Here is a 19,908-nt window from a genome sequence, read left to right as displayed (position 1 = left end):
ACCGTGGCCTGCCGCATAGGCAGGACGTAAGTTCTTCCACCATCGTTCCAACGAACAGGAGCAATTCAATGGCCATCATCGATGCCATCCATGCCCGCGAGATCCTCGACTCCCGCGGTAACCCCACCGTTGAGGTGGAGGTGCTGCTCGACGACGACACCTTCGGCCGGGCCGCTGTTCCCTCCGGTGCTTCCACTGGTGCTTTCGAAGCCAACGAACGCCGCGACGGAGAGAAGAACCGCTACCAGGGCAAGGGCGTGCTGCAGGCCGTCGAAGCCGTCATCGAACAGATCCAGCCCGCGCTGCTCGGCTTTGACGCCGCTGACCAGCGGGCCATCGACCAGGCCATGATTGACCTGGACGGCACCGAGAACAAGTCCGGCTTGGGCGCCAACGCCATCCTCGGCGTCTCCCTCGCCGTGGCCCGCGCCGCTGCCGAGTCCGCCGCCCTGCCGCTGTACCGCTACCTCGGCGGCCCCAACGCGCACATCCTCCCCGTGCCGCTGATGAACATCCTCAACGGCGGCTCGCACGCTGACTCCGACGTCGACATCCAGGAATTCATGATTGTTCCCCTGGGCGCCCAGACCTACTCCGAAGGCCTGCGCTGGGGCGTGGAGGTCTACCACAACCTCAAGTCTGTGCTGAAGGAAAAGAACCTCTCCACCGGCCTGGGTGACGAAGGCGGCTTCGCACCGAACCTGCCCTCCAACCGTGCAGCCCTGGACCTGATTGTGGAAGCCATCCAGCGTGCCGGCTACGTGCCCGGCAATGACATTGCCCTGGCCCTGGACGTTGCCTCCTCCGAGTTCTACAAGGACGGCGCTTACGTCTTCGAAGGACAGAACCGCACCGCTGAGGAAATGTCCGCGTACTACGAGGAACTGGTCCGCGACTACCCGCTGGTCTCCATCGAAGACCCGCTGGACGAAGAGGACTGGGACGGCTGGCAGGCACTCACTGCCCGCCTCGGCGACAAGGTGCAGCTGGTGGGCGACGACCTGTTCGTCACCAACCCGGCCCGCCTGGAGACCGGCATCAAGAACAACGCCGCGAACTCCCTGCTGGTGAAGGTCAACCAGATCGGCACCCTGACCGAGACCCTGGACGCCATCACCATGGCCCAGCGTGCCGGGTACACCACCATCACCTCGCACCGTTCGGGCGAAACCGAAGACACCACCATCGCCGACATCTGCGTTGCCACCAACGCCGGCCAGATCAAGACCGGTGCCCCGGCCCGCTCCGAGCGCGTTGCCAAGTACAACCAGCTGCTGCGGATCGAAGAAGAGCTTGACGACGCCGCCCGCTACGCCGGGCGCAGCGCCTTCCCGCGCTTCAACGCCTAGCCCGTGACTACGCAACGCCTGCGGTAACCCGTGAACCGCAGGCGTTGCGAAACCGGCTGCAACACCGTGGGTGGGTAACCTCATTGGAGGAGACCCGCCCACACTGGTTTCCAATCCGCAGACCGCTTGGAACCGCTGATCAACGCAAAGAAGGACCCGCATGCCAACCCGACGTCCCAAGGTACCCAGGCCTGCTGCAGCCAAATCCGCCGGGACTGAGCCCACCGGAACCAAGTCCGCCGCACCGAAATCTGCCGCACCGAAATCTGCCGGAGCCAAGCCTGCCGGCAACAAATCCGGAAGGCCGGGGGACCGCCAGGGGCGCCCCAAGGCGGGAAGCGCGGCGGCAGCCTCTGACGCGCGCGCTGCCATTCGCTCCCAGCTCTCCGGCGATATCCGCCGGCAGGACGGCGCGGATCCGGACCGGAAACGGGCCGCTGCAGGAACCGGTGAAACCCCCGGAGCCGAACTGCGGCCGGTACCGGCCAAGGCATTCTCCGGCAGGCTGCTGGTGCTGGCCATGGTGATGGTGGCCATCACCGTGCTGCTGGCGCCCTCGGTGCGCACCTACCTGCAGCAGCGTTCGGATATTGCCGCTGCCAAGGCGGAAATTGCGCAGGCGCAGGAAGTGCAGGCTGACCTGGAGGTCCAGCTGGGCCGCTGGGAGGATCCGGCCTACATCAAGCAGCAGGCCAGGGACCGCATTTTCCTGGTGATGCCCGGCGAAACACGGTATCTGGTTAAGGGCGAAAATGGTGTGGAGGAAGCGGACCGCAAGGCCGCCGAAGAGGCACCCGAGGACCTGCAGTGGGTCGATTCGCTCTGGGACTCGGTCAAGAGATCCGCCACGGCACAGTAATCTGGAGGCTGATAGTACAAGCAGCCCGGGGCCGCGCAGGCCCCCACGGAAGGAACCACCTGCATGACCCAGGACCAGCTCACCCCCACCCAGGAAGACCTGGAAACGCTGAGCCGGCAGCTCGGCCGGCCGGTGCGCGACGTCGTCGAAATCGGCGCCCGCTGTGTCTGCGGCAACCCGCTGGTGGCCACCACCGCCCCCCGGCTGAGCAACGGCATTCCGTTCCCCACCACCTACTACCTGACGCACCCGGTGATCACGGCGGCCGTCTCGCGGCTCGAAGCGGCAGGCCTGATGACGGAGATGACGCGCCGGCTGGAGGAAGACCCGGAGCTGGCGGAGCGTTACCGGCAGGCCCACGAAAGCTACCTGCAGGTCCGGAACGAAATCGGTGAACGTACCGGCACCGGACCCGTCCCGGAGATCGACGGCGTTTCCGCCGGCGGGATGCCCAACCGGGTCAAGTGCCTGCACGTTTTGGTCGGTCATTCACTGGCTGCCGGCCCCGGTGTAAATCCGCTGGGTGACGAAGCCCTGGACGCCATCACCGAATGGTGGACGCGGGACCGCTGCTACTGCGACGGCGCCTGGGACACCGCTGCTCCGGCTCCTGCCCGGGACCTGAGCCGGCATACGAAAACCCAGGGCCTGAGCCCGGAAGAACTGGAACACAAAAAAGCGGCACGCCGGGGTGGCGAAGCCCAGGCCGGAACCGCCGACGACGCCGCATCAACCAAGGGGGAACTGTGACAGCTCAGGACCGGGAGAACGGCACCGCAGTGCGGGTGGCGGCTGTTGACTGCGGTACGAATTCCATCCGGCTCCTCATTGCGGATGTGGCCCGGGACGCGCACGGCAGCGCCCGGCTCACCGATGTGGTGCGCCTGATGCGCGTGAACCGGCTCGGCCAGGGCGTAGACGCCACGGGCCGGCTGGCTCCCGAGGCTCTGGAACGGACCTTCGCTGCGGCAGATGAGTACGCGGCCCTGATCAGTGAGCACGGGGCAACGCGGATCAGGTTTGTGGCGACCTCAGCCAGCCGTGATGCCGAGAACCGGCAGGAATTTATTGACGGCATCCGCGAACGGCTTGGGGTGGAACCCGAGGTGATCAGCGGTGACGAGGAAGCTGCGCTTTCCTTCACCGGAGCCGCCAGCGTCTTCGCCGAAACCAACGGCGTCAAAACACTGGTGGTGGACCTGGGCGGAGGCAGCACCGAATTTGTCCTGGGCGACTCCACCGGTGTGCTTGCAGCCAAAAGCACCGATATGGGCTGCGTCCGTTTCACGGAACGCCATCTGCGCTCCGATCCGCCCACCGAAGCCGAGATCACCGTGGCCCGGGCGGACATCCTGGACATGATCGCGCAGGCGCTGGCATCGGTTCCGCTGGCCGACACCGACCGGTTGGTGGGCGTGGCCGGAACCATCACCACCGTCACCGCCGCCGCACTCCACCTGCCCGAGTACTCCCCGGAGGCCATCCACGGGACCGAACTGACCCGCGAGCAGATCGACCAGGCAGCCGATGACCTGCTCCGGCAGGACCGCGCCGCACGTGCCGCCCTGCCCTACATGCACCCGGGCCGGGTGGATGTCATCGGGGCAGGCGCCCTGATCTGGCGCACCATCGTGGACCGGGTGGATGAGCTCACCGACGGGCGGGTAGCTTCGGCCGTGACCAGCGAACACGACATCCTTGACGGCATCGCCCTGAGCGTAGCCGAATGAGAAACACCGACGCCGCCCTGAACGGCCGCACGCCGGCGGCACGCCTTCGAATAGCTGCGGCAGCGCTTTGTGCTGCCGTAGCACTGCCACTCCTGGTACCGGCACCGGCACAGGCCGATGAATGGCGGGACAAACAGTACTGGCTGGCCGACTACGGCATCACCGAAGCATGGAAGACCAGCAAGGGCGCGGGGGTGAAGGTCGCCGTCATCGACACCGGTGTGGATGCCACCCATCCCGACCTGGCCGGCGCCGTCAGCGGCGGCGTCGACGTCTCCGGAGCCGGTGACCCGGACGGCACCAAAGGTCTTGGCAGCACGCCCGAACACGGCACTCTGGTAGCCACCCTGCTCGCGGGTCGGGGCCATGAAGCACCCGAGGACAAGAAGAAAGACGGGGAGAAGAAGGACGGCGACAAGGACGAGGAGAAAAAGGACAGCGACGCCGACAGGCCCGACGGAATCATCGGGGTGGCCCCCGAAGCGGAAATCCTCGCCGTGTCTGCCTGGATCGGCGGGACCAACCCCGGCGGCATTCCGATCGATACACAGATCCCCAACGCCGTCCGCTGGGCAGTGGACAGCGGAGCCAAGGTCATCAACATGTCTCTGGGCAGCACCTCCACCGCCTGGCCGGAAAGCTGGGATGACGCCTTCCTGTACGCCGAGCAGAATGACGTAGTGATTGTGGCTGCCGCGGGCAACCGGGGAGTCGGCATGGTGCAGGTGGGCGCCCCGGCCACCATTCCCGGCGTGCTCACTGTTGCCGGCCTGAACCGCGACGGTGAAGCCAGCTATGATTCGTCCTCCGAGGGCATCAGCATCGGTGTGGCAGCCCCGTCCGAAGACCTGATTGGCGGACTGCCGGAGGGCACCTCGCGGTACGCGGGCTGGGAGGGCACCTCCGGTGCGGCACCGCTGGTTGCCGGCGTCGCCGCGCTGATCCGTTCGGCCCATCCGGAGCTGAGCGCAGCTGACGTTGTCAATCGAATCGTCAGCACGGCTCGCGACGCCGGGGCTCCGGGGACGGACACCATCTACGGGTACGGCATCCTCGACGCCAACGCTGCCGTGAACGCGGACGTGGCTTCCGTGACCACCAACCCCCTGGGCACCATCGAGGAATGGATCCGGGTCCACCGGCGGGTCGCAGAGGCTCCCGGTGCTGCGGATATTCCGGCGCCCACGGTCCCGGACCTGCCCGAGCCCACCGTACCTGTGGCGGCTGAACCGGCAGTGGAAAACGATAACCTTCCCGCCACAGTGGTACTGGGCTCTGGCGCCCTGCTTGTCCTGGTGCTGGCGGCGGGAACCATTCACGTCACCCGGGTCCGGAAACGGGATGCGGCGAAAGCACCGGTGGAGAGCCCGGAAACCGGGCAATTGGACGAGGCCGGGATCCGCTGACACGCCGGACCGGCACGGGTTAATAGTTCGTGAAGACTTTCACAAAGTCGGGTAGGATGAGGGGTATGGCATCGAACAAACAGTTTTCTGATCGTCCCCGCGTTCTGGTGGTCGGCGGTGGTTACGTCGGTCTGTATGTAGCCAAGGATCTCCAGAAGAAGGTCAAGGCACAGGGCGGCATTGTTACGGTAGTGGACCCGCTGCCGTACATGACGTACCAGCCCTTCCTTCCCGAGGTAGCCGCAGGCACCATTGAAGCCCGCGACGCCGTTGTATCCCACCGCATGCACTTGAAGAACACCGAGCTGATCACCGGCAAGGTAACTTCCATCAACCATGCTGCCCGTACCGCCACCATTGAACCGGGCGACGGCAGCGAACCGTTCGAGCTGCCTTACCAGGACGTAGTCTTGGCCGCCGGTTCGATCACCCGCACCTTCCCGATCCCGGGCCTCGCCGAGGCCGGCATCGGTATGAAGAGCATTGAAGAAGCCGTGGCCACCCGCAACCACGTCCTCGAGCGCATTGAAACCGCATCGCTGATGCCCGCAGGCGCAGAGCGCGAGCGGGCCCTGACGTTCGTCGTCGTCGGCGGCGGCTTTGCCGGCATCGAAACCCTGACCGAACTTGAGGACATGGCCCGCGACGCGGTCCGCCTCAATGACCGGGTCCGGCAGGAAGACCTCCGCTTTGTCCTGATCGAGGCCATGGGCCGGGTTATGCCCGAGGTCAAGCCGGACCAGGCCGAGTGGGTTGTGTCCAGCATGCGTGCGCGTGGCATCGAGGTACTGCTTAACACCTCGCTGGCCTCCGCCGAAGGTGGCCTGCTGAAGCTCATCAACATGGCGGATAAGTCCCCGGCCGGAGAATTCGGCACGGATACGCTGATCTGGACCGCAGGTGTGCAGGCCAACCCGATGGTTCGCGGCACCGACTTCCCGATCGACGAGCGCGGCCGCGTCCGCGCCAATCCCGAACTGCGGATCACCGGCGACGACGGCCCCATCGACGGTGCCTGGGCTGCCGGCGACGTTTCCGCCGTTCCCGACCTCTCCGGCGGCGGCGTTGGCGGGTTCTGCGTTCCGAACGCACAGCACGCCGTCCGCCAGGCCAAGCTGCTGGCCAAGAACATCATGGCCGCCCGCTACGGCGTCGGCAGCGTCGAGGAATACAACCACAAGAGCCTTGGTGCCGTTGCCGGCCTGGGCCAGTACAAGGGCGTTGCCAACATCATGGGCTTCGGCATGAAGGGCTTCCCGGCCTGGCTGGCCCACCGCGGCTACCACGGCCTGGCCATGCCGATGTTCGAGCGCAAGTTCCGTGTGGTCTCCGGTTGGCTGCTGAACGTGGCCTACGGTCGCGACCTGACGGACATCCGCAACCTGAAGCACCCGCGCCGCGGCTTCGAGGAAGCTGCAACGCCGGCTAAGAAGCCGGCGGCGAAGGCCTAGGGTTCTTCCTAGTCAAAACACAGGAACGGCGGCTTCTCCTGCGGGAGGGCCGCCGTTCCTGTGTTTCCTGCCGTCCCGGGCTTTCCAGTAGGCTTGGGAAGGCGTAAAGCCGCGCCCCAGTAGCCCAATTGGCAGAGGCAACCGACTTAAAATCGGTGTGTTGTCGGTTCGAGTCCGACCTGGGGTACTCCGTTCCGTACAGGCATGCCACCGCGCCGTATCCGCTGCCCCGTCCCAGGCGCCTGTATGTGCGCCGGGAGGGCAGCAGCGGCCGGGATGACGCGTCGGTGGAGCCCGGACCCTGACCTAGCCGCGTGAGCGGCGGTTGCGGTGCCTGAGCAGGAGCGTGCCGGCCAACAGTCCCAGAATCACCACTGCCGCTACGGCGGGCAGCACCAGCGAGGTACGTTCCGTATCCGCTGACTCGGGTGACGGCGTTGGCGTGGAGCTGGTGGTGGTACTGGGCGACGGCGTGACAACGGGGGCGGGTGCCGGCTCCGGCCCACCGGCAGGAGCGGGGGCGGGGGCAGGTGTTGCCGGTTCCGGCGCCGCAGTGGTCGGCACCGGTGCGGGTGCCGCGGAAGGTTCCGCCGGAATGGGGACTGCCGGAACGGCCTCGTGGTATTCGCCGGTCTCGGGGTTGTAGTAGCTCTCGCCGGGATTGTAGGACGGCGCTGCGTCGCCCGGGCTGTACTGCGTGGGAGCGCAGATTTGGGTGCCGTTCACCACGGCGGGAGCGAGGCCGGGGCCGCATTCAAGTGCCTGCGCCTGACCTGCCGGGCCAAGCAGCAACAGGGCTGCCAGCGGAAGTGCGGATACAGCGGTGGCCAGGTGCGGAACGTGCATTTTTCCCCCAAGAGAACGTAATACGGCCATCATATAGGTCCGCAAGGCACAAACGGGCAAGGGTGGATAAGCCGTAATGTGACGAGCGTTACAAGGCTGTAACCCCAAACTCTTATATTCGTCACAATGTTCAACTAGCTTTTCTTCTAATCAGGAACACCTGGTATTCGCATCAAAGGCACCCGCCTTTCGATCGGGGAGATAACTTTTATGACTGCACTACGAAATGCAGGCCGTCTTGGGGTGGGTGAAGGCTATGCCCGCACCGCCAGGATTGCCGCCCTCGGTTTGGGTCTTGCCCTGTTTGCCAGCGGCTGCAGTGGCGGAGGACCAGATTCCTCCGCAGAAGAAACTTCGGGCTCGGGTAACGAGACCGAAGCGGTAGCGTCCGTTCTGACCTGCCCCGAAAGCCAAGGCGGTACGGGGGAGGACCCGGGTGCCAAGGGAGATCCGGCGGCCGTACCGGCTTCCACAGGGACCACCGAGACACCGCTGAAGATCGGGTCCCTGCTGCCTACCACGGGCTCCCTGGCCTACCTCGGCCCGCCCGAAATCGCCGGCGTGAACGTAGCCATCGAGGAAATCAATGAAGCCGGCGGCGTCCTTGGCAAGCCGGTAGAGGTGGTCCACCGCGATTCGGGTGACACCACAACGGATATCGCCACGCAGTCGGTCAACGATTTGCTCAGCCAGGGTGTCAGCGCCGTCGTCGGAGCCGCCTCATCGGGTGTGTCCAAGACGGTCATCGGCAACATCACCGGTGCCGGCGTTATCCAGTTCTCCCCTGCCAACACGTCGCCGGATTTCTCCACCTGGGATGACAACGGACTGTACTGGCGCACCGCTCCCTCGGATGTCCTCCAGGGGCGGATCCTTGGCAACTACATCATGTCCTGCGGCGCACAGACCGTAGGCATGATCGTGCTCAATGACGCCTACGGTACGGGCCTGCAGAGCAATGTGAAAACCTCCGTTGAAGAGGCCGGCGGCCAGATAGTGGCCGAGGAAATGTTCAACGAAGGCGACTCCCAGTTCAGCAGCCAGGTCGACTCGGTTGTGGCCGCAAAGCCGGACGCCATTGTGGTGATCAGCTTTGACCAGGCCAAGAGCATTGTGCCGCTGCTGACCGCCAAGGGTATCGACCCCAGCCAGCTGTTCTTCGTGGATGGAAACACGTCTGACTACAGCAAGGACCTGGACGCCGGAACCCTCGAAGGGGCACAGGGCACCATTCCCGGAACCTTCGCCTCGGAGAACTTCAAGGAGTCCCTGCTTGCGGTTGATCCGGCGCTGAAGGACTGGTCCTACGCCGGTGAAAGCTATGATGCAGTCACCCTCCTGGCGCTGGCAGCGGAGGCCGCCGGCAGCACGGACGGCAAGGCAGTAGCCGCCGAGCTGCAGAGCGTGTCAGGCGAAGGCGAGAAGTGCTACGACTTCGCGGGCTGCGTGACCATCCTGCGTGACGGCGGAGACGTTGACTACGACGGTTACTCCGGACCGATCACCTTCGATGAGAACGGCGACCCCACGGAAGCGTTCATTGGTATCTACCAGTACGACGGCGACAATGTGCCGCAGCCGAGCCGCTCCGAAGCGGGCAAGCTCTAGCACGAGCAACATAAAGAAAGCCCCTGCCGAATCGGCAGGGGCTTTCTTTATGCCGGTTGTTCCGAATGGCGCGGCCAGAGCGGGAACCCGGTGGGGCGGGGATGGAAAGCCGTCCGACGGCCCGCTCCGGGCCCCGGCGGGTGCCCGGGGCCCGGGGGTGCCCCGGCTGCTTCCCGGAAGCCGGAAGGCGGTCAGGCGGTGTCTGCCAGTGTGCCCAGGTAAAGCTGGATAACCTTGGGGTCCTTCATCAGTTCCCGTCCCGTGCCCGTGTAGGCGTCCTTGCCCTGATCCAGGACATAGGCGCGGTCACAGATCTGCAGGCAGCGGCGGGCATTCTGCTCCACCATGATCACCGACACGCCGGCCCGGTTGATTTCATGCACCCGCAGAAACGCTTCGTCCTGCTTGACGGGGGAGAGGCCGGCGGACGGCTCATCCAGCAGCAGCACTGCCGGATCCATCATCAGAGCCCGGCCCATGGCGACCATCTGGCGTTCGCCACCGGAGAGCGACCCGGCCCGCTGGGCACGGCGCTTGCGGAGTTCGGGGAAAACCTCGGAGACAAATTCGAAGCGGTCCTTGAAAGTCCTGGGTGCCTGGTACACGCCCATCTGCAGGTTCTCTTCGATGGTGAGGGAGGGGAAGACGTTGTTGTTCTGCGGAACGAAACCAACACCGCGGCTCACCAGTTTATTCGCCTTGAGCCCGGTAAGGTCCTGGCCGCGGACCACCACGGTTCCGGAATGCACCTTCACCAGCCCGAACATGGCTTTCAGAAGAGTGGACTTGCCGGCGCCGTTGGGGCCGATGATCCCGATGAGTTCTCCCCGGCGTGCCTCGATACTGCAGCCGTTGAGAATGTTCACTCCCGGAATGTAGCCGGCTACCAGGTCGGTTACCTTCACAACGGATTCTCCGTCGAATGCCTCGCCGGTCATGCCTGTTCCTTCCGTTCGTCAATCCGCCTGCCGACCACGCCGTCAGGTTCCATGCCCACCGAGGACTCGGCGTCGTGCTCCAGTTCCGCCTCGAGTTTCTCGAAGCCTTCGGAATCCGCGAGGTCGACGTCGTGATGGGCGCCCAGGTACGCGTCAATGACGGCCTGGTCCTTCATCACGTCTTCGGGCGGACCTTCGGCCACGACCTTGCCTTCGGCCATGACCACCACCCAGTCAGCGATGTGCCGGACCATGTGCATGTCGTGTTCCACGAACAGCACGGTCATACCCTCCGCCTTCAGGTTCTTGATGTGGTCCAGCAGGGACTGGGTCAGGGCCGGGTTCACGCCGGCCATGGGTTCGTCCAGCATCACCAGCTTGGGCCGGACCATTAGTGCCCGTGCCATCTCCAGCAGCTTGCGCTGCCCGCCGGAGAGCGAGGCGGCATAGTCGCTGCGCTTGGTATCCAGCTTGAACTTGGCCAGCAGGATATCTGCCTGTTCGGTGATTTCACGTTCCCGGCTGCGCCACAGCGGCGGCAGCAGTGCCCGCCAGAGGGATTCCCCGGGCTGCGATGCAGCGCCCAGGCGCATGTTCTCGATGACGGTGAGCTTGCCCATGACCTTGGTCAGCTGGAAGGTGCGCACCATGCCCAGGCGGGCCACTTTGTACGCGGATACCCCGGCGAGGCCCTTTCCCTCAAACTGCCACTCACCGGACTGCGGTGTATCGAAACCGGTCAGCAGGTTAAAGAGGGTGGTTTTGCCGGCACCGTTGGGGCCGATCAGGGCAGTGATCTTGTGGCGCGGGATTTCAACATGTTCCACGTCCACGGCATTGATTCCGCCGTAGGTCCGGGTCACATTCTTCGCCACCAGGATGGGATCGCGTTTGCTGCAGCCGGGTCCGATGTCTCCGACGGCTATGGGGCGAGTGTCGCTCATGTACTCGTTGACGCCGCCTGCCTGCGGGGTGCCGGCCTCCGTGGCCGCCGGCGCCCCGGCCGGGGACGCGGCATGGGCGCCCTTGGCCCGTACAGGCGTTTGGGGTTCGTTTGCCTGGTGGCTCATGCGAATGCCAGCTCCTTCTTGTTTCCGAGGATGCCCTGGGGTCTGAAGATCATCAGCAGCATCAGTGCCACACCCACCAGGATGTACCGGATCTGTCCTGCCTGGGACGTGGTGATGAAGGTGATGTACCCGGATTCAATGGCACCGTAGAGCACGCCCTGGGTGAGCGAAAGAATGGCCCAGAAGATCATGGACCCGATGACCGGACCCAGCACGGTGGACATGCCGCCCAGCAGCAGGGCGGTGTACAGGTAGAAGGTCAGTTCCGTACCGTAGTTGGCCGGCTGTACGGCGTCCCGGGGGAGGGTGAAGATGATGCCGGCCAGGCTGCCGAGCAGGCCGCCGATGATCAGCGCCTGCATCTTGTAGGCGTAGACGTTTTTACCGAGGGCGCGGACGGCGTTCTCATCTTCGCGGATTCCCTTCACTACCCGTCCCCACGGGCTGCGGATCAGCAGCCACACCAGGAGGCAGGCCACGATGACCAGGAACCAGGCAACGAGCCGGATCCAGACATCGCGCTCGTTCATGGCGAAGGGACCCATGTTGTAGCTGCCCGGGGGAACCGGGTTGAGGGCGTAGAAACTGCCGGTGAAGGCTGCCAGTCCGTTGGCGGACCCGGTGACGGGCGTCATGGAGTTTGTGGTCACGACGTACCGGACAATCTCCGCCGCGGCAATGGTGACGATCGCCAGATAGTCGGCCCGCAGGCGCAGGGTAGGTATGCCCAGGATGACCGCGAACACCACCGAACTCAGCAGGGCAATCAGCAGTGCCAGAGGCAGCGGGGCATTGAAGGAGAGGATGGGAATGGCGAAGCCGTAGGCTCCGATGGCCATGAATCCGGCCTGGCCGAAGTTCAGGAGGCCGGTGTAGCCGAAGTGCACGGCCAGGCCGAGGGCGGCCAGGGCGTACGCGGCCGTGGTGGGGCTGATTATTTCGTTCAGCGCGCCGAGAAGAATGTTGCTGAAATCCATCTGAACTAAGCCCCTAACCTATGCGCTCGCGGCGGCCGAGGAGTCCCTGCGGCCGGACCAGCAGGACAAGAATCATGATGACCAGGGCGCCCACGTATTTAAGGTCCGCCTCCAGCCAAAGAGTGGAGATTTCCACGAAAAGACCGACCAGGATTGACCCGATCAGGGCGCCGAACACGGTCCCGAGTCCGCCGAGCGTGACGCCGGCGAAGATCAGCAGCAGGATCTGCTGGCCCATGTTGAACGAGACGCCGGGGCGGTAGTACGCCCACAGGATGCCGCCCATGGCTGCCAGGGCACCTCCGATGACCCACACCAGCCGGATGACGGCGTCCACATCGATGCCGGATGCCGCGGCCAGTGCCGGGTTGTCGGCCACCGCGCGGGTGGCCTTGCCGATCCGGGTGCGAAGCAGCAGCAGCGCCACCACCAGGATGACGGCCAGGGAGACGATCAGTGAGACCAGCGTGTTCCGGGGAATGGAGATCGGGCCCAGCTCAAGGATGGGGCTTTGGGCGCCGGGCAGCTGCTTGGTGCCGCCGCCGAAGAAGAACAGGACGGTGTAGCGGACCGCCACTGCGAGGCCGATGCTGACAATCATCATGGGGACCAGGCCGGTGCCGCGCCGCCGCAGCGGTTTCCAGATACCGGCGTCCTGCGCGTAGCCGAACGCGGCACCGCCGGCCACCGCGAGTGGGAGAGCCACCCAGACCGGCAGCCCCAGTGCCGCAAACCCGAAGGCCAGCACGGCTCCCAGAGTCACCATTTCACCGTGCGCAAAGTTGGTCAGCCCGGTGGTGCCGAAGATCAGGGACAGGCCGACGGCGCTCAGCGCCAGCAGCAGTCCGAAACTCAGGCCGGCCACCGCACGCTCGGTGAGCAGCGAGGCGAAGCTCTCCTCCTGGAGCACAATGCCCTCACCGAGAAGGAAGAGCGTAGTGATGTTGGTGGTGCCTGCAAAGGTCACCGTGCGGGGGTTCTGCTGACCCTCCGCAAGCTCGACGCCGTCGGGCAGGGTGGACTCGTCCAGCTCCACCTCATACGCGCCCTGTTCGGGGACGCCGATGGACCAGGATCCGTTGGCTCCGGTGACCACTTCGCCTTCGTAGCCGTTGCCGGTGGCAGTGATCTTCACCCCTTCTATGGGAGTGCCCTGGTTCCGGACGACACCGCTGATGCGGTCGGCAAATTCGGCGCCGTCTGTGGCGCCCGTGCCGGAGGCAGGAGCTGAAGCTCCGTCCGATGGCGTGGCTGTTGTTGCGGAAGCGGCAGGTGCTGCGAGCAGCAGGGCAGCAAACATCGCTACCACCGCCGCCAGCATCCCCAGATACCGGGTCAGCGCCGATGTTCTTAGCAAATTCCAAAACCTCCACGCAGGGCTGCGGCACCGTTGGTCCGGTACTGGCAGACGGGTAGATGTGACACAGGTCACCGATTGGGGAACATGCTACCCACTGATTGTTTCCGGCAGTGACGTTTCACTCCGCCCGAATGTCGCGATCGGGTAACGACTTTGTTGCCGGGGAGGCAAGGCTGCAGGTCCCGGTGCAGCCGTTCTGTACCAAACCGTTACCGGATCCACTGTTTCTGCGGGAATCCGCCGCCGCATCCGTTCGTTGGCATTGGTAGGCTGGGCTGAAACAGCCCCCCAGATGGAGGACATATTTCAATGGCACTTGGCGGAAATCCGGTATTCAACGGAAAGAACTTCCGTTCCCAGACCCAGGGCGCAGCCCGGGGTTCGGTGGCAACGGATAACAACTACATGACGCCCCAGCAGCTGCAGGATCTTTATACGGCCCCCTCGGCCAAGGCCTCGGACATGGGCCGGATGACGTACGACGACGTCATCATGAAGACGGTATTCTGCCTCGCCGTCGTGCTGGTGGGTGCTGCGGTTCCCGTATTCGTGCTGCCCGGCATGGCCACCGGCCTGATGATCCTGGGCGCACTGGGCGGCTTTGTGCTGGGCCTGGTGAACTCCTTCAAGCGCGAGCCCGTTCCGGGACTCATCCTGGCCTACGCCTTCCTTGAAGGCATGTTCCTCGGCGGCCTGACTGCTGTCCTTGACGCAATGTACCCCGGCGTCGGCCTGCAGGCCGTGCTGGGCACCCTCGCCGTCTTCGCGGTGACCCTGGTGCTGTTCCGCAGCGGCAAGGTACGCGCCACACCCAAGGCAGTACGTTTCTTCATGATCGCGATCATCGGCTACGCCGTCTTCTCGCTGATCAACGTTGGCCTGATGATCTTCGGCGGCGTGCAGGACCCGTGGGGTCTTCGCGGCGTGGAACTCTTCGGCATTCCGATGGGCGTCTTCATCGGCGTGCTGGCCATCGGCCTGGCAGCCTTCTCCCTGATCATGGACTTCACCTCGATCGAGCAGGGTGTCAAGGCCGGCGCCCCCGAGCGCTACTCCTGGACCGCTGCCTTCGGGCTCACCGTGACCCTGGTCTGGCTGTACGTGGAAATCATCCGCCTGCTGGCCATCCTCAGGGGCGACGACTAAACGCAACAGCAGCAGGACGGACATCCGGCTGTGAACGAAGGACCGCAGGCATCATGCCTGCGGTCCTTCCGCTTTTTGTGGGTTCTGACCGGAGCCGGCAGACAATCCGGGGACTTGGGGAGTCAAAGAGACAGGGTACTCTGGCAGCCCCCGGGCCCCGGACATAGCATTGCCGTCGCGGGGATAATCTCCGCATGGGGAGCAGCCGGGCAGGACCGCTGCGGTGCGTTGTGCTGATACTGCCGTGAGGAGTGCCGGGCTGGATAAGGAGTCTTCAGTGGCCGAAAACGTCCGGCAAACCGTGTACGAGGAACTCCTCGACGCGCTGCTCCTGGAACCCGAACTGGAAGGCTTCCTTGCCGCAGCCGCGGAGATCTCCGCGCAACGGCTCGGCCTGGCGGCACCCGGGGGCTGCTCGATAGCCGTGGAACGCATCCGCCGGCCCCGCCTGTCCGCACCCAGCCTCGGGCTGTCCGGCCCGGCGCCGGACCTCGAGTACGGGGCCGGAAGCCCCGGTGACACCGTGCTGGGCGGGGGGCCCGGCGTCGTTATCCGGGACCTCGCCGCCGATCAGCAGTGGCCCGGTACCGGGGCCGCGGCGGCCGGGCTGCGGTCCGCTGTTGTGCTGCCGCTGCACGGCAACCGGGGAGCGCTCAGCTGCTATTCCGACCGTCCGGGCCTTTTCGACGAAAGGGAAACCGAACGTGCGAAGGAACATGCTGCCGAAACTGCGAAAGTGCTCCGCCTCGCGCTCCTGCTGGACGCCCGGGCGCACCGGGCCGCCAACCTGCAGGCTGCCCTGGAATCACGCACGGTGGTGGACCTGGCAGCGGGAATCATCATGGGGCAGAACGGCTGCAGCCAGCAGGCAGCCATCGACATCCTGCGGAGCGTCTCCAACACGAGGAACATCAAAATCCGCAATGTGGCAGCCGGTGTGGTTTCGGCTGTCAGCGACCGCGTCAATACCCACTTTGACGAGTAATCACCGGCCTCCGCGGGTAACCTTGAGGGCATGGACCTAACGGAACCGGTACCCGCTACCGGTGCTCAATATGAGATCAGCCGGGGCATCGCCCGTGCCGTTATCGGTTCGTTGGGCGGGGCACTGCGCCGATATACCCTGGGTGGCACGGACCTCGTGCAGACCTACCCCGACAGCAGTATTCCGCCGTCGGCCAGCGGTATCCTGCTGGCGCCCTGGCCCAACCGCGTGGCCGACGGCCGGTGGACGCTCGCCGGGGAACCCCAGCAGCTGGACATCACCGAACCGTCCCGCGGGCATGCAAGCCATGGCCTGCTGCGCAACACCGGGTACGTCCTGCAGGACCGGGAACCAGGCGCCGTAGTGCTGCAGGCAGAAATTTTCCCCCAGCACGGGTATCCGTTCCACCTGCTCCACCGCGCCGGGTACAGCCTGGGGGAGGCCGGAGGCCTGCGGGTCCGGCAGAGCCTGACCAACATCGGGTCAGCCGAGGCCCCCGTGGCCCTGGGCGCCCACCCTTTCCTGCGCCTCGGGGACGTCCCCACGGAAGAGCTCATACTCACGGTGCGAGCCCGCACAGTGCTGACCGTTGATGAGCGGCTGATCCCCAACGGCCGGCGGCCTGCCTCCGGGGCCTCGGACCTGAACCACGGCACCCCCGTGGGCGACCTGGAGCTGGACAGCGCCTACACGGACCTTGAACCGACCGGCGACGGTGTCTACCGCCACACCCTGACGGCACCGGACGGCCGCTCGGTGAGTCTGTGGTCCGGGCCTGAATGCGGATACGTTCACGTATTCGTCACCGATAAGTATCCCGGACAGGCCCGTGCGGTGGCGCTGGAACCGATGACCGCGCCGGCCAACGCCCTGAATTCCGGCGAGGGCCTGGTATGGCTTGAACCGGGTGATACCTTCACCGCCGAGTGGGGTGTCCATGCCGACCTCGGAACCGACGGGCCCCACTCCGGTAACAGCGGAGTCTAGGTGCGTAAACTCCGCTCCCGGCAGGGTTCCGTGTGGAAAGATGGCCCAATGAAACCCTACGCACACCGTTCCGCGGCGCCCCGTGTGCTGCAGGCGGCAGCGACGGCCCCCGGACGTAACGGCGATGATGTTCCCTTCGCCCTGCGCGTCAGCGCGGCATGGGCCTGGCGCCTGGGTGTTGTCCTGATTGTAGGAGCAGGACTGGTCTGGGTTCTCAGCCATTTCTCGCTGCTGATCATCCCGCTGATGATCGCTGCCCTGCTGGCTGGCCTGCTCTCACCGGTATCAAACTGGCTCCGGCGCAACAGGCTTCCCGGCGGATTGTCGGTTGCCGTCACCATCGTGGCCTTCCTGGGGCTCATTACCGCAGCACTGGCGCTGGTGGGCCGGCAGCTGGCCCTCGGATTCCGGGATCTGTGGGGAGAAACGCAGGAAGGGGTCCGGCAGGTCCAGGACTGGCTGTCCTCCGGTCCGCTGAACATCAGTGCCGGGCAGATGGACTCGCTGTTCGAGGAAGCAACCACCGCCCTGCAGCAGAATTCGGCCAACATCCTCTCCGGTGCCCTGAGTGTCGGCAGCAGTGCGGGCCACTTCGCCGCCGGCATTTTGCTGACCCTGTTTGCGCTGGTGTTCTTCCTGCTGGACGGGCGCCGGATCTGGCGGTTCACTGCCGGGCTGCTTCCCCGGCGGGCCCGGCCCGCCGCTTACGGCGCCGGGATCCATGGCTGGGAATCCATGGTGAACTACGTCCGCGTGCAGGTGGTGGTGGCACTCATCGACGCCATCGGCATCGGCGGAGGAGCTGCGCTCATCGGAGTGCCGTTGGCGCTGCCGCTCTCAGTGCTTGTCTTCCTGGGATCCTTCGTCCCGCTCATCGGTGCCTTCCTTACCGGTTTCGTGGCAGTCCTGCTGGCCCTGGTGGCCAACGGGTGGGTCAATGCACTGTTTATGCTGGGCATCGTTTTGGTGGTCCAGCAGCTTGAGTCCCACATCCTGCAGCCGTTCATTATGGGCCGGGCAGTCTCCCTGCATCCGCTCGCAGTGATCCTTGCGGTGACCGGCGGAACACTGTCCGCCGGCGTCCCGGGTGCCCTGTTCTCGGTTCCGCTGCTGGCCATCCTGAACACCATGGTGCGGTATATCGCCGCCCGCGGCTGGGAAACCGATCCCGGTTTGCGGGAGGACAGAGTCTTCGGGGACCGGGGGAGGGACCCCGACCCGGGGAACGGGCAGGACGATGATCCTGCGCCCCAACCGGAAAACAGCAGCCCGGAGGGATCCGGGGACAGCAGCCGGGATAAAACAAACGCTGATGCGACGGACACACAGGAAGACCCCACACCTTGACAGACCTGCCGAACCTTCCCGTAACCCTCGACGATATCCAGGCGGCCGCGAAGCTGCTTGACGGCGTTATTGCCCATACCCCCGTGGAAATGTCCCGGGCGCTGGCACGCGAAACCGGTTCCCCCGTTTACTTCAAATGCGAGAACCTGCAGCGCGCCGGTTCCTTTAAAGTGCGGGGTGCGTATGTGCGCATGGCCAAACTTTCCCCCTCCGAGAAGGACAGGGGTGTGGTTGCGGCTTCTGCCGGTAACCACGCCCAAGGTGTGGCGGTGGCGGCGGCGCGGCTGGGCATCACTGCCCGGATCTACATGCCGCTGGGCGTCGCGCTGCCCAAACTCGCCGCCACCCGGGGGCACGGCGCGGAAGTCATCCTGCACGGGCACACCGTGGACGAGGCCCTGGCCGAAGCCCAGCGGTATGCCGACGAGACCGGCGCCGTTTTTGTGCACCCGTTCGACAACGTGGACGTGGTTGCAGGTCAGGGCACCATCGGCCTGGAACTGCTCGAACAGGTCCCGGACCTGGACACGGTGCTGATGGGTGTCGGCGGCGGCGGACTGCTGGCCGGAGTCGCCGTCGCCCTCAAGGCCCGGGCCAGGGAACTGGGCCGGGAAATCCGCATCATCGGGGTGCAGGCGGAAAACGCGGCGGCCTATCCGCCGTCGCTGGCAGCGGATGCGCTGGTACCGCTGACCCGGGTCTCCACGATTGCCGACGGCATCGCCGTCGGACGTCCCGGCCAGCTGCCCTTTTCGATCATCCGGGAACTGGTTGATGATGTCGTGACCGTCAGCGAGGATTCCCTGGCCAGGGCACTGATTTTCCTGCTGGAGCGTGCCAAGATGGTCGTGGAACCCGCCGGCGCGGTGGGGGTGGCTGCCCTGATGGACGGGAAGATCGAGAACCCCGGCACCACGGCCGTGATCCTCTCCGGCGGCAATATCGACCCGATGCTGATGCTGAAGGTCATCCAGCGGGGCCTGGCCGCTGCCGGACGTTTTCTGGTGGTCCGCATCCTGCTGGATGACCGCCCGGGATCCCTGGCAACCATCTCGCGGATTATCGCTGAATCGGATGCGAACGTTACCGGGGTGGACCATACAAGGGTAGGAGGATCCATCAGCATGGGAGATGTTGCCATCACCATCAACATGGAAACCAAGGGCCATGAGCACTGCGAGCTCGTGTTGAAGAACCTCCGGGCCGACGGCTTCCAACCCGTAGTCATCCATGGATAAGCCGCTGCTGGCGCAACGGGCCAAAACGGCTCTCGCCGGTTCCGTAGCCTTTGCCGGGATCCTGTGGCTGGTGTACCTGCTGACTGCGCTGTTCGCCCCGGTCCTGTTTCGGCTGCTGGGCATTCTGCCGCGGCAGCTCGAAGGGATCGACGGCGTGGTCTTCGCGCCGCTGCTCCATGCCGGTCCGTCCCACCTCCTGGGCAACACCGTGCCGCTGATGGTGTTCTCCTTCCTTGTCCTGCTGGAAGGGGTGCGGCGGTTCGCAGCGGTGCTGGCCATCTCCTGGCTTGCCTCCGGAATTGGCGTCTGGCTCTTCGGCAGCGGACTGACGGTGGGTGTCTCCGGCGTGGTGTTCGGCCTGTTTGCGTACCTGATGGTCCGGGGCTTCTATAACCGGAACATTGCGCAGATCCTGCTCAGTGCGGTGCTGTTCCTGGTCTACGGTTCAATCCTCTGGGGGCTTTTCCCCACCGAGCTTGGCGTCTCCTGGCAGGCGCATCTGTTCGGGGCAGCCGGTGGCGTGATTGCGGCGCTGGTGCTGCGCGGCAGCCCGGAGACCCGTACGCAAAAGCGGGCCCTCCGGTAGAAGGCCCGCTTTTGGAAAGTGCAGC

18 protein-coding genes and 1 tRNA gene are annotated in these 19,908 nt (G+C 65.2%); 14 read left to right on the top strand and 5 right to left on the bottom strand.

The window, feature by feature from the left end; translation table 11 throughout:
• Window positions 1–68: 68 nt before the first annotated feature.
• The 7 genes from eno to QWJ37_RS12595 all read left to right on the top strand — a co-directional run bounded on the left by eno (window position 69) and on the right by QWJ37_RS12595 (window position 6,982).
• Window positions 69–1,349 carry a phosphopyruvate hydratase gene (gene eno / locus QWJ37_RS12625; RefSeq protein ID WP_227904196.1) on the top strand — a complete coding sequence of 427 codons (1,281 nt, stop codon included), beginning with the start codon at window positions 69–71 and terminating at the stop codon, window positions 1,347–1,349.
• Between the two features lie 160 nt (window positions 1,350–1,509).
• A complete protein-coding gene (locus QWJ37_RS12620) occupies window positions 1,510–2,208 on the top strand; it encodes a septum formation initiator family protein (RefSeq protein WP_290245455.1) in 699 nt (232 codons plus the stop codon).
• Window positions 2,209–2,271: 63 nt separating this feature from the next.
• On the top strand, window positions 2,272–2,958 hold the full coding sequence (locus QWJ37_RS12615) for a DUF501 domain-containing protein (protein ID WP_290245454.1): 687 nt from the start codon (window positions 2,272–2,274) through the stop codon (window positions 2,956–2,958).
• Entirely contained in the window at window positions 2,955–3,938 is a 984-nt protein-coding gene (locus QWJ37_RS12610; RefSeq protein WP_290245453.1) for a Ppx/GppA phosphatase family protein, read from the top strand. The genes QWJ37_RS12615 and QWJ37_RS12610 overlap by 4 nt, the downstream gene beginning before the upstream one ends.
• On the top strand, window positions 3,935–5,344 hold the full coding sequence (locus QWJ37_RS12605) for a S8 family serine peptidase (RefSeq protein WP_290245452.1): 1,410 nt from the start codon (window positions 3,935–3,937) through the stop codon (window positions 5,342–5,344). Before QWJ37_RS12610 ends, QWJ37_RS12605 begins: the two co-directional genes overlap by 4 nt.
• Window positions 5,345–5,409: 65 nt before the next feature.
• Window positions 5,410–6,795, top strand: coding sequence for an FAD-dependent oxidoreductase (locus QWJ37_RS12600; protein WP_290245451.1), 1,386 nt, complete (start codon window positions 5,410–5,412; stop codon window positions 6,793–6,795).
• Between the two features lie 113 nt (window positions 6,796–6,908).
• A tRNA-Leu gene (locus tag QWJ37_RS12595) sits at window positions 6,909–6,982 on the top strand.
• A gap of 119 nt (window positions 6,983–7,101) precedes the next feature.
• Here QWJ37_RS12595 and QWJ37_RS12590 read toward each other — a convergent pair.
• Window positions 7,102–7,641: a hypothetical protein gene (locus QWJ37_RS12590; protein ID WP_290245450.1), complete on the bottom strand. Its 540-nt coding sequence runs from the start codon at window positions 7,639–7,641 to the stop codon at window positions 7,102–7,104.
• Between the two features lie 210 nt (window positions 7,642–7,851).
• Between QWJ37_RS12590 and QWJ37_RS12585 the strand changes: the two genes are divergently transcribed.
• Window positions 7,852–9,249 (top strand): ABC transporter substrate-binding protein, encoded by a 1,398-nt coding sequence (locus tag QWJ37_RS12585; RefSeq protein WP_290245449.1) that lies wholly within the window; start codon window positions 7,852–7,854, stop codon window positions 9,247–9,249.
• 191 nt (window positions 9,250–9,440) lie between these two features.
• Here QWJ37_RS12585 and QWJ37_RS12580 read toward each other — a convergent pair whose 3' ends face one another.
• From QWJ37_RS12580 to QWJ37_RS12565, 4 genes are all read right to left on the bottom strand, one after another.
• On the bottom strand, window positions 9,441–10,187 hold the full coding sequence (locus tag QWJ37_RS12580) for an ABC transporter ATP-binding protein (RefSeq protein ID WP_290245448.1): 747 nt from the start codon (window positions 10,185–10,187) through the stop codon (window positions 9,441–9,443).
• Window positions 10,184–11,131, bottom strand: coding sequence for an ABC transporter ATP-binding protein (locus QWJ37_RS12575; RefSeq protein ID WP_290245748.1), 948 nt, complete (start codon window positions 11,129–11,131; stop codon window positions 10,184–10,186). Before QWJ37_RS12575 ends, QWJ37_RS12580 begins: the two co-directional genes overlap by 4 nt.
• 122 nt (window positions 11,132–11,253) lie before the next feature.
• Window positions 11,254–12,234 carry a branched-chain amino acid ABC transporter permease gene (locus QWJ37_RS12570; RefSeq protein ID WP_290245447.1) on the bottom strand — a complete coding sequence of 327 codons (981 nt, stop codon included), beginning with the start codon at window positions 12,232–12,234 and terminating at the stop codon, window positions 11,254–11,256.
• A gap of 13 nt (window positions 12,235–12,247) precedes the next feature.
• Window positions 12,248–13,555 carry a branched-chain amino acid ABC transporter permease gene (locus tag QWJ37_RS12565; RefSeq protein WP_290245747.1) on the bottom strand — a complete coding sequence of 436 codons (1,308 nt, stop codon included), beginning with the start codon at window positions 13,553–13,555 and terminating at the stop codon, window positions 12,248–12,250.
• A gap of 348 nt (window positions 13,556–13,903) precedes the next feature.
• Here QWJ37_RS12565 and QWJ37_RS12560 point away from each other — a divergent pair, with 348 nt between their 5' ends.
• The 6 genes from QWJ37_RS12560 to QWJ37_RS12535 all read left to right on the top strand — a co-directional run bounded on the left by QWJ37_RS12560 (window position 13,904) and on the right by QWJ37_RS12535 (window position 19,883).
• Complete coding sequence (locus QWJ37_RS12560) at window positions 13,904–14,740, top strand: Bax inhibitor-1/YccA family protein (protein WP_227904205.1); 837 nt, start codon at window positions 13,904–13,906, stop codon at window positions 14,738–14,740.
• Window positions 14,741–15,017: 277 nt separating this feature from the next.
• Window positions 15,018–15,725: a GAF and ANTAR domain-containing protein gene (locus QWJ37_RS12555; protein WP_290245446.1), complete on the top strand. Its 708-nt coding sequence runs from the start codon at window positions 15,018–15,020 to the stop codon at window positions 15,723–15,725.
• A gap of 30 nt (window positions 15,726–15,755) precedes the next feature.
• Window positions 15,756–16,712, top strand: coding sequence for an aldose 1-epimerase family protein (locus QWJ37_RS12550; RefSeq protein ID WP_290245445.1), 957 nt, complete (start codon window positions 15,756–15,758; stop codon window positions 16,710–16,712).
• Between the two features lie 48 nt (window positions 16,713–16,760).
• Window positions 16,761–18,059 carry an AI-2E family transporter gene (locus QWJ37_RS12545; protein WP_227904208.1) on the top strand — a complete coding sequence of 433 codons (1,299 nt, stop codon included), beginning with the start codon at window positions 16,761–16,763 and terminating at the stop codon, window positions 18,057–18,059.
• Complete coding sequence (gene ilvA, locus QWJ37_RS12540) at window positions 18,056–19,297, top strand: threonine ammonia-lyase (RefSeq protein ID WP_227904209.1); 1,242 nt, start codon at window positions 18,056–18,058, stop codon at window positions 19,295–19,297. Before QWJ37_RS12545 ends, ilvA begins: the two co-directional genes overlap by 4 nt.
• The gene (locus tag QWJ37_RS12535) at window positions 19,290–19,883 is read left to right on the top strand and encodes a rhomboid family intramembrane serine protease (protein WP_290245444.1); all 594 of its coding nucleotides are present in this window, start codon (window positions 19,290–19,292) and stop codon (window positions 19,881–19,883) included. Before ilvA ends, QWJ37_RS12535 begins: the two co-directional genes overlap by 8 nt.
• Window positions 19,884–19,908 lie beyond the last annotated feature (25 nt).

Source organism: Arthrobacter sp. YD2 (genome assembly GCF_030410475.1).
Taxonomy (GTDB): domain Bacteria; phylum Actinomycetota; class Actinomycetes; order Actinomycetales; family Micrococcaceae; genus Arthrobacter_B; species Arthrobacter_B zhangbolii.
Note: the sequence above shows the minus strand (reverse complement) of the source record. Positions and strands in the feature narration are given on the sequence as shown.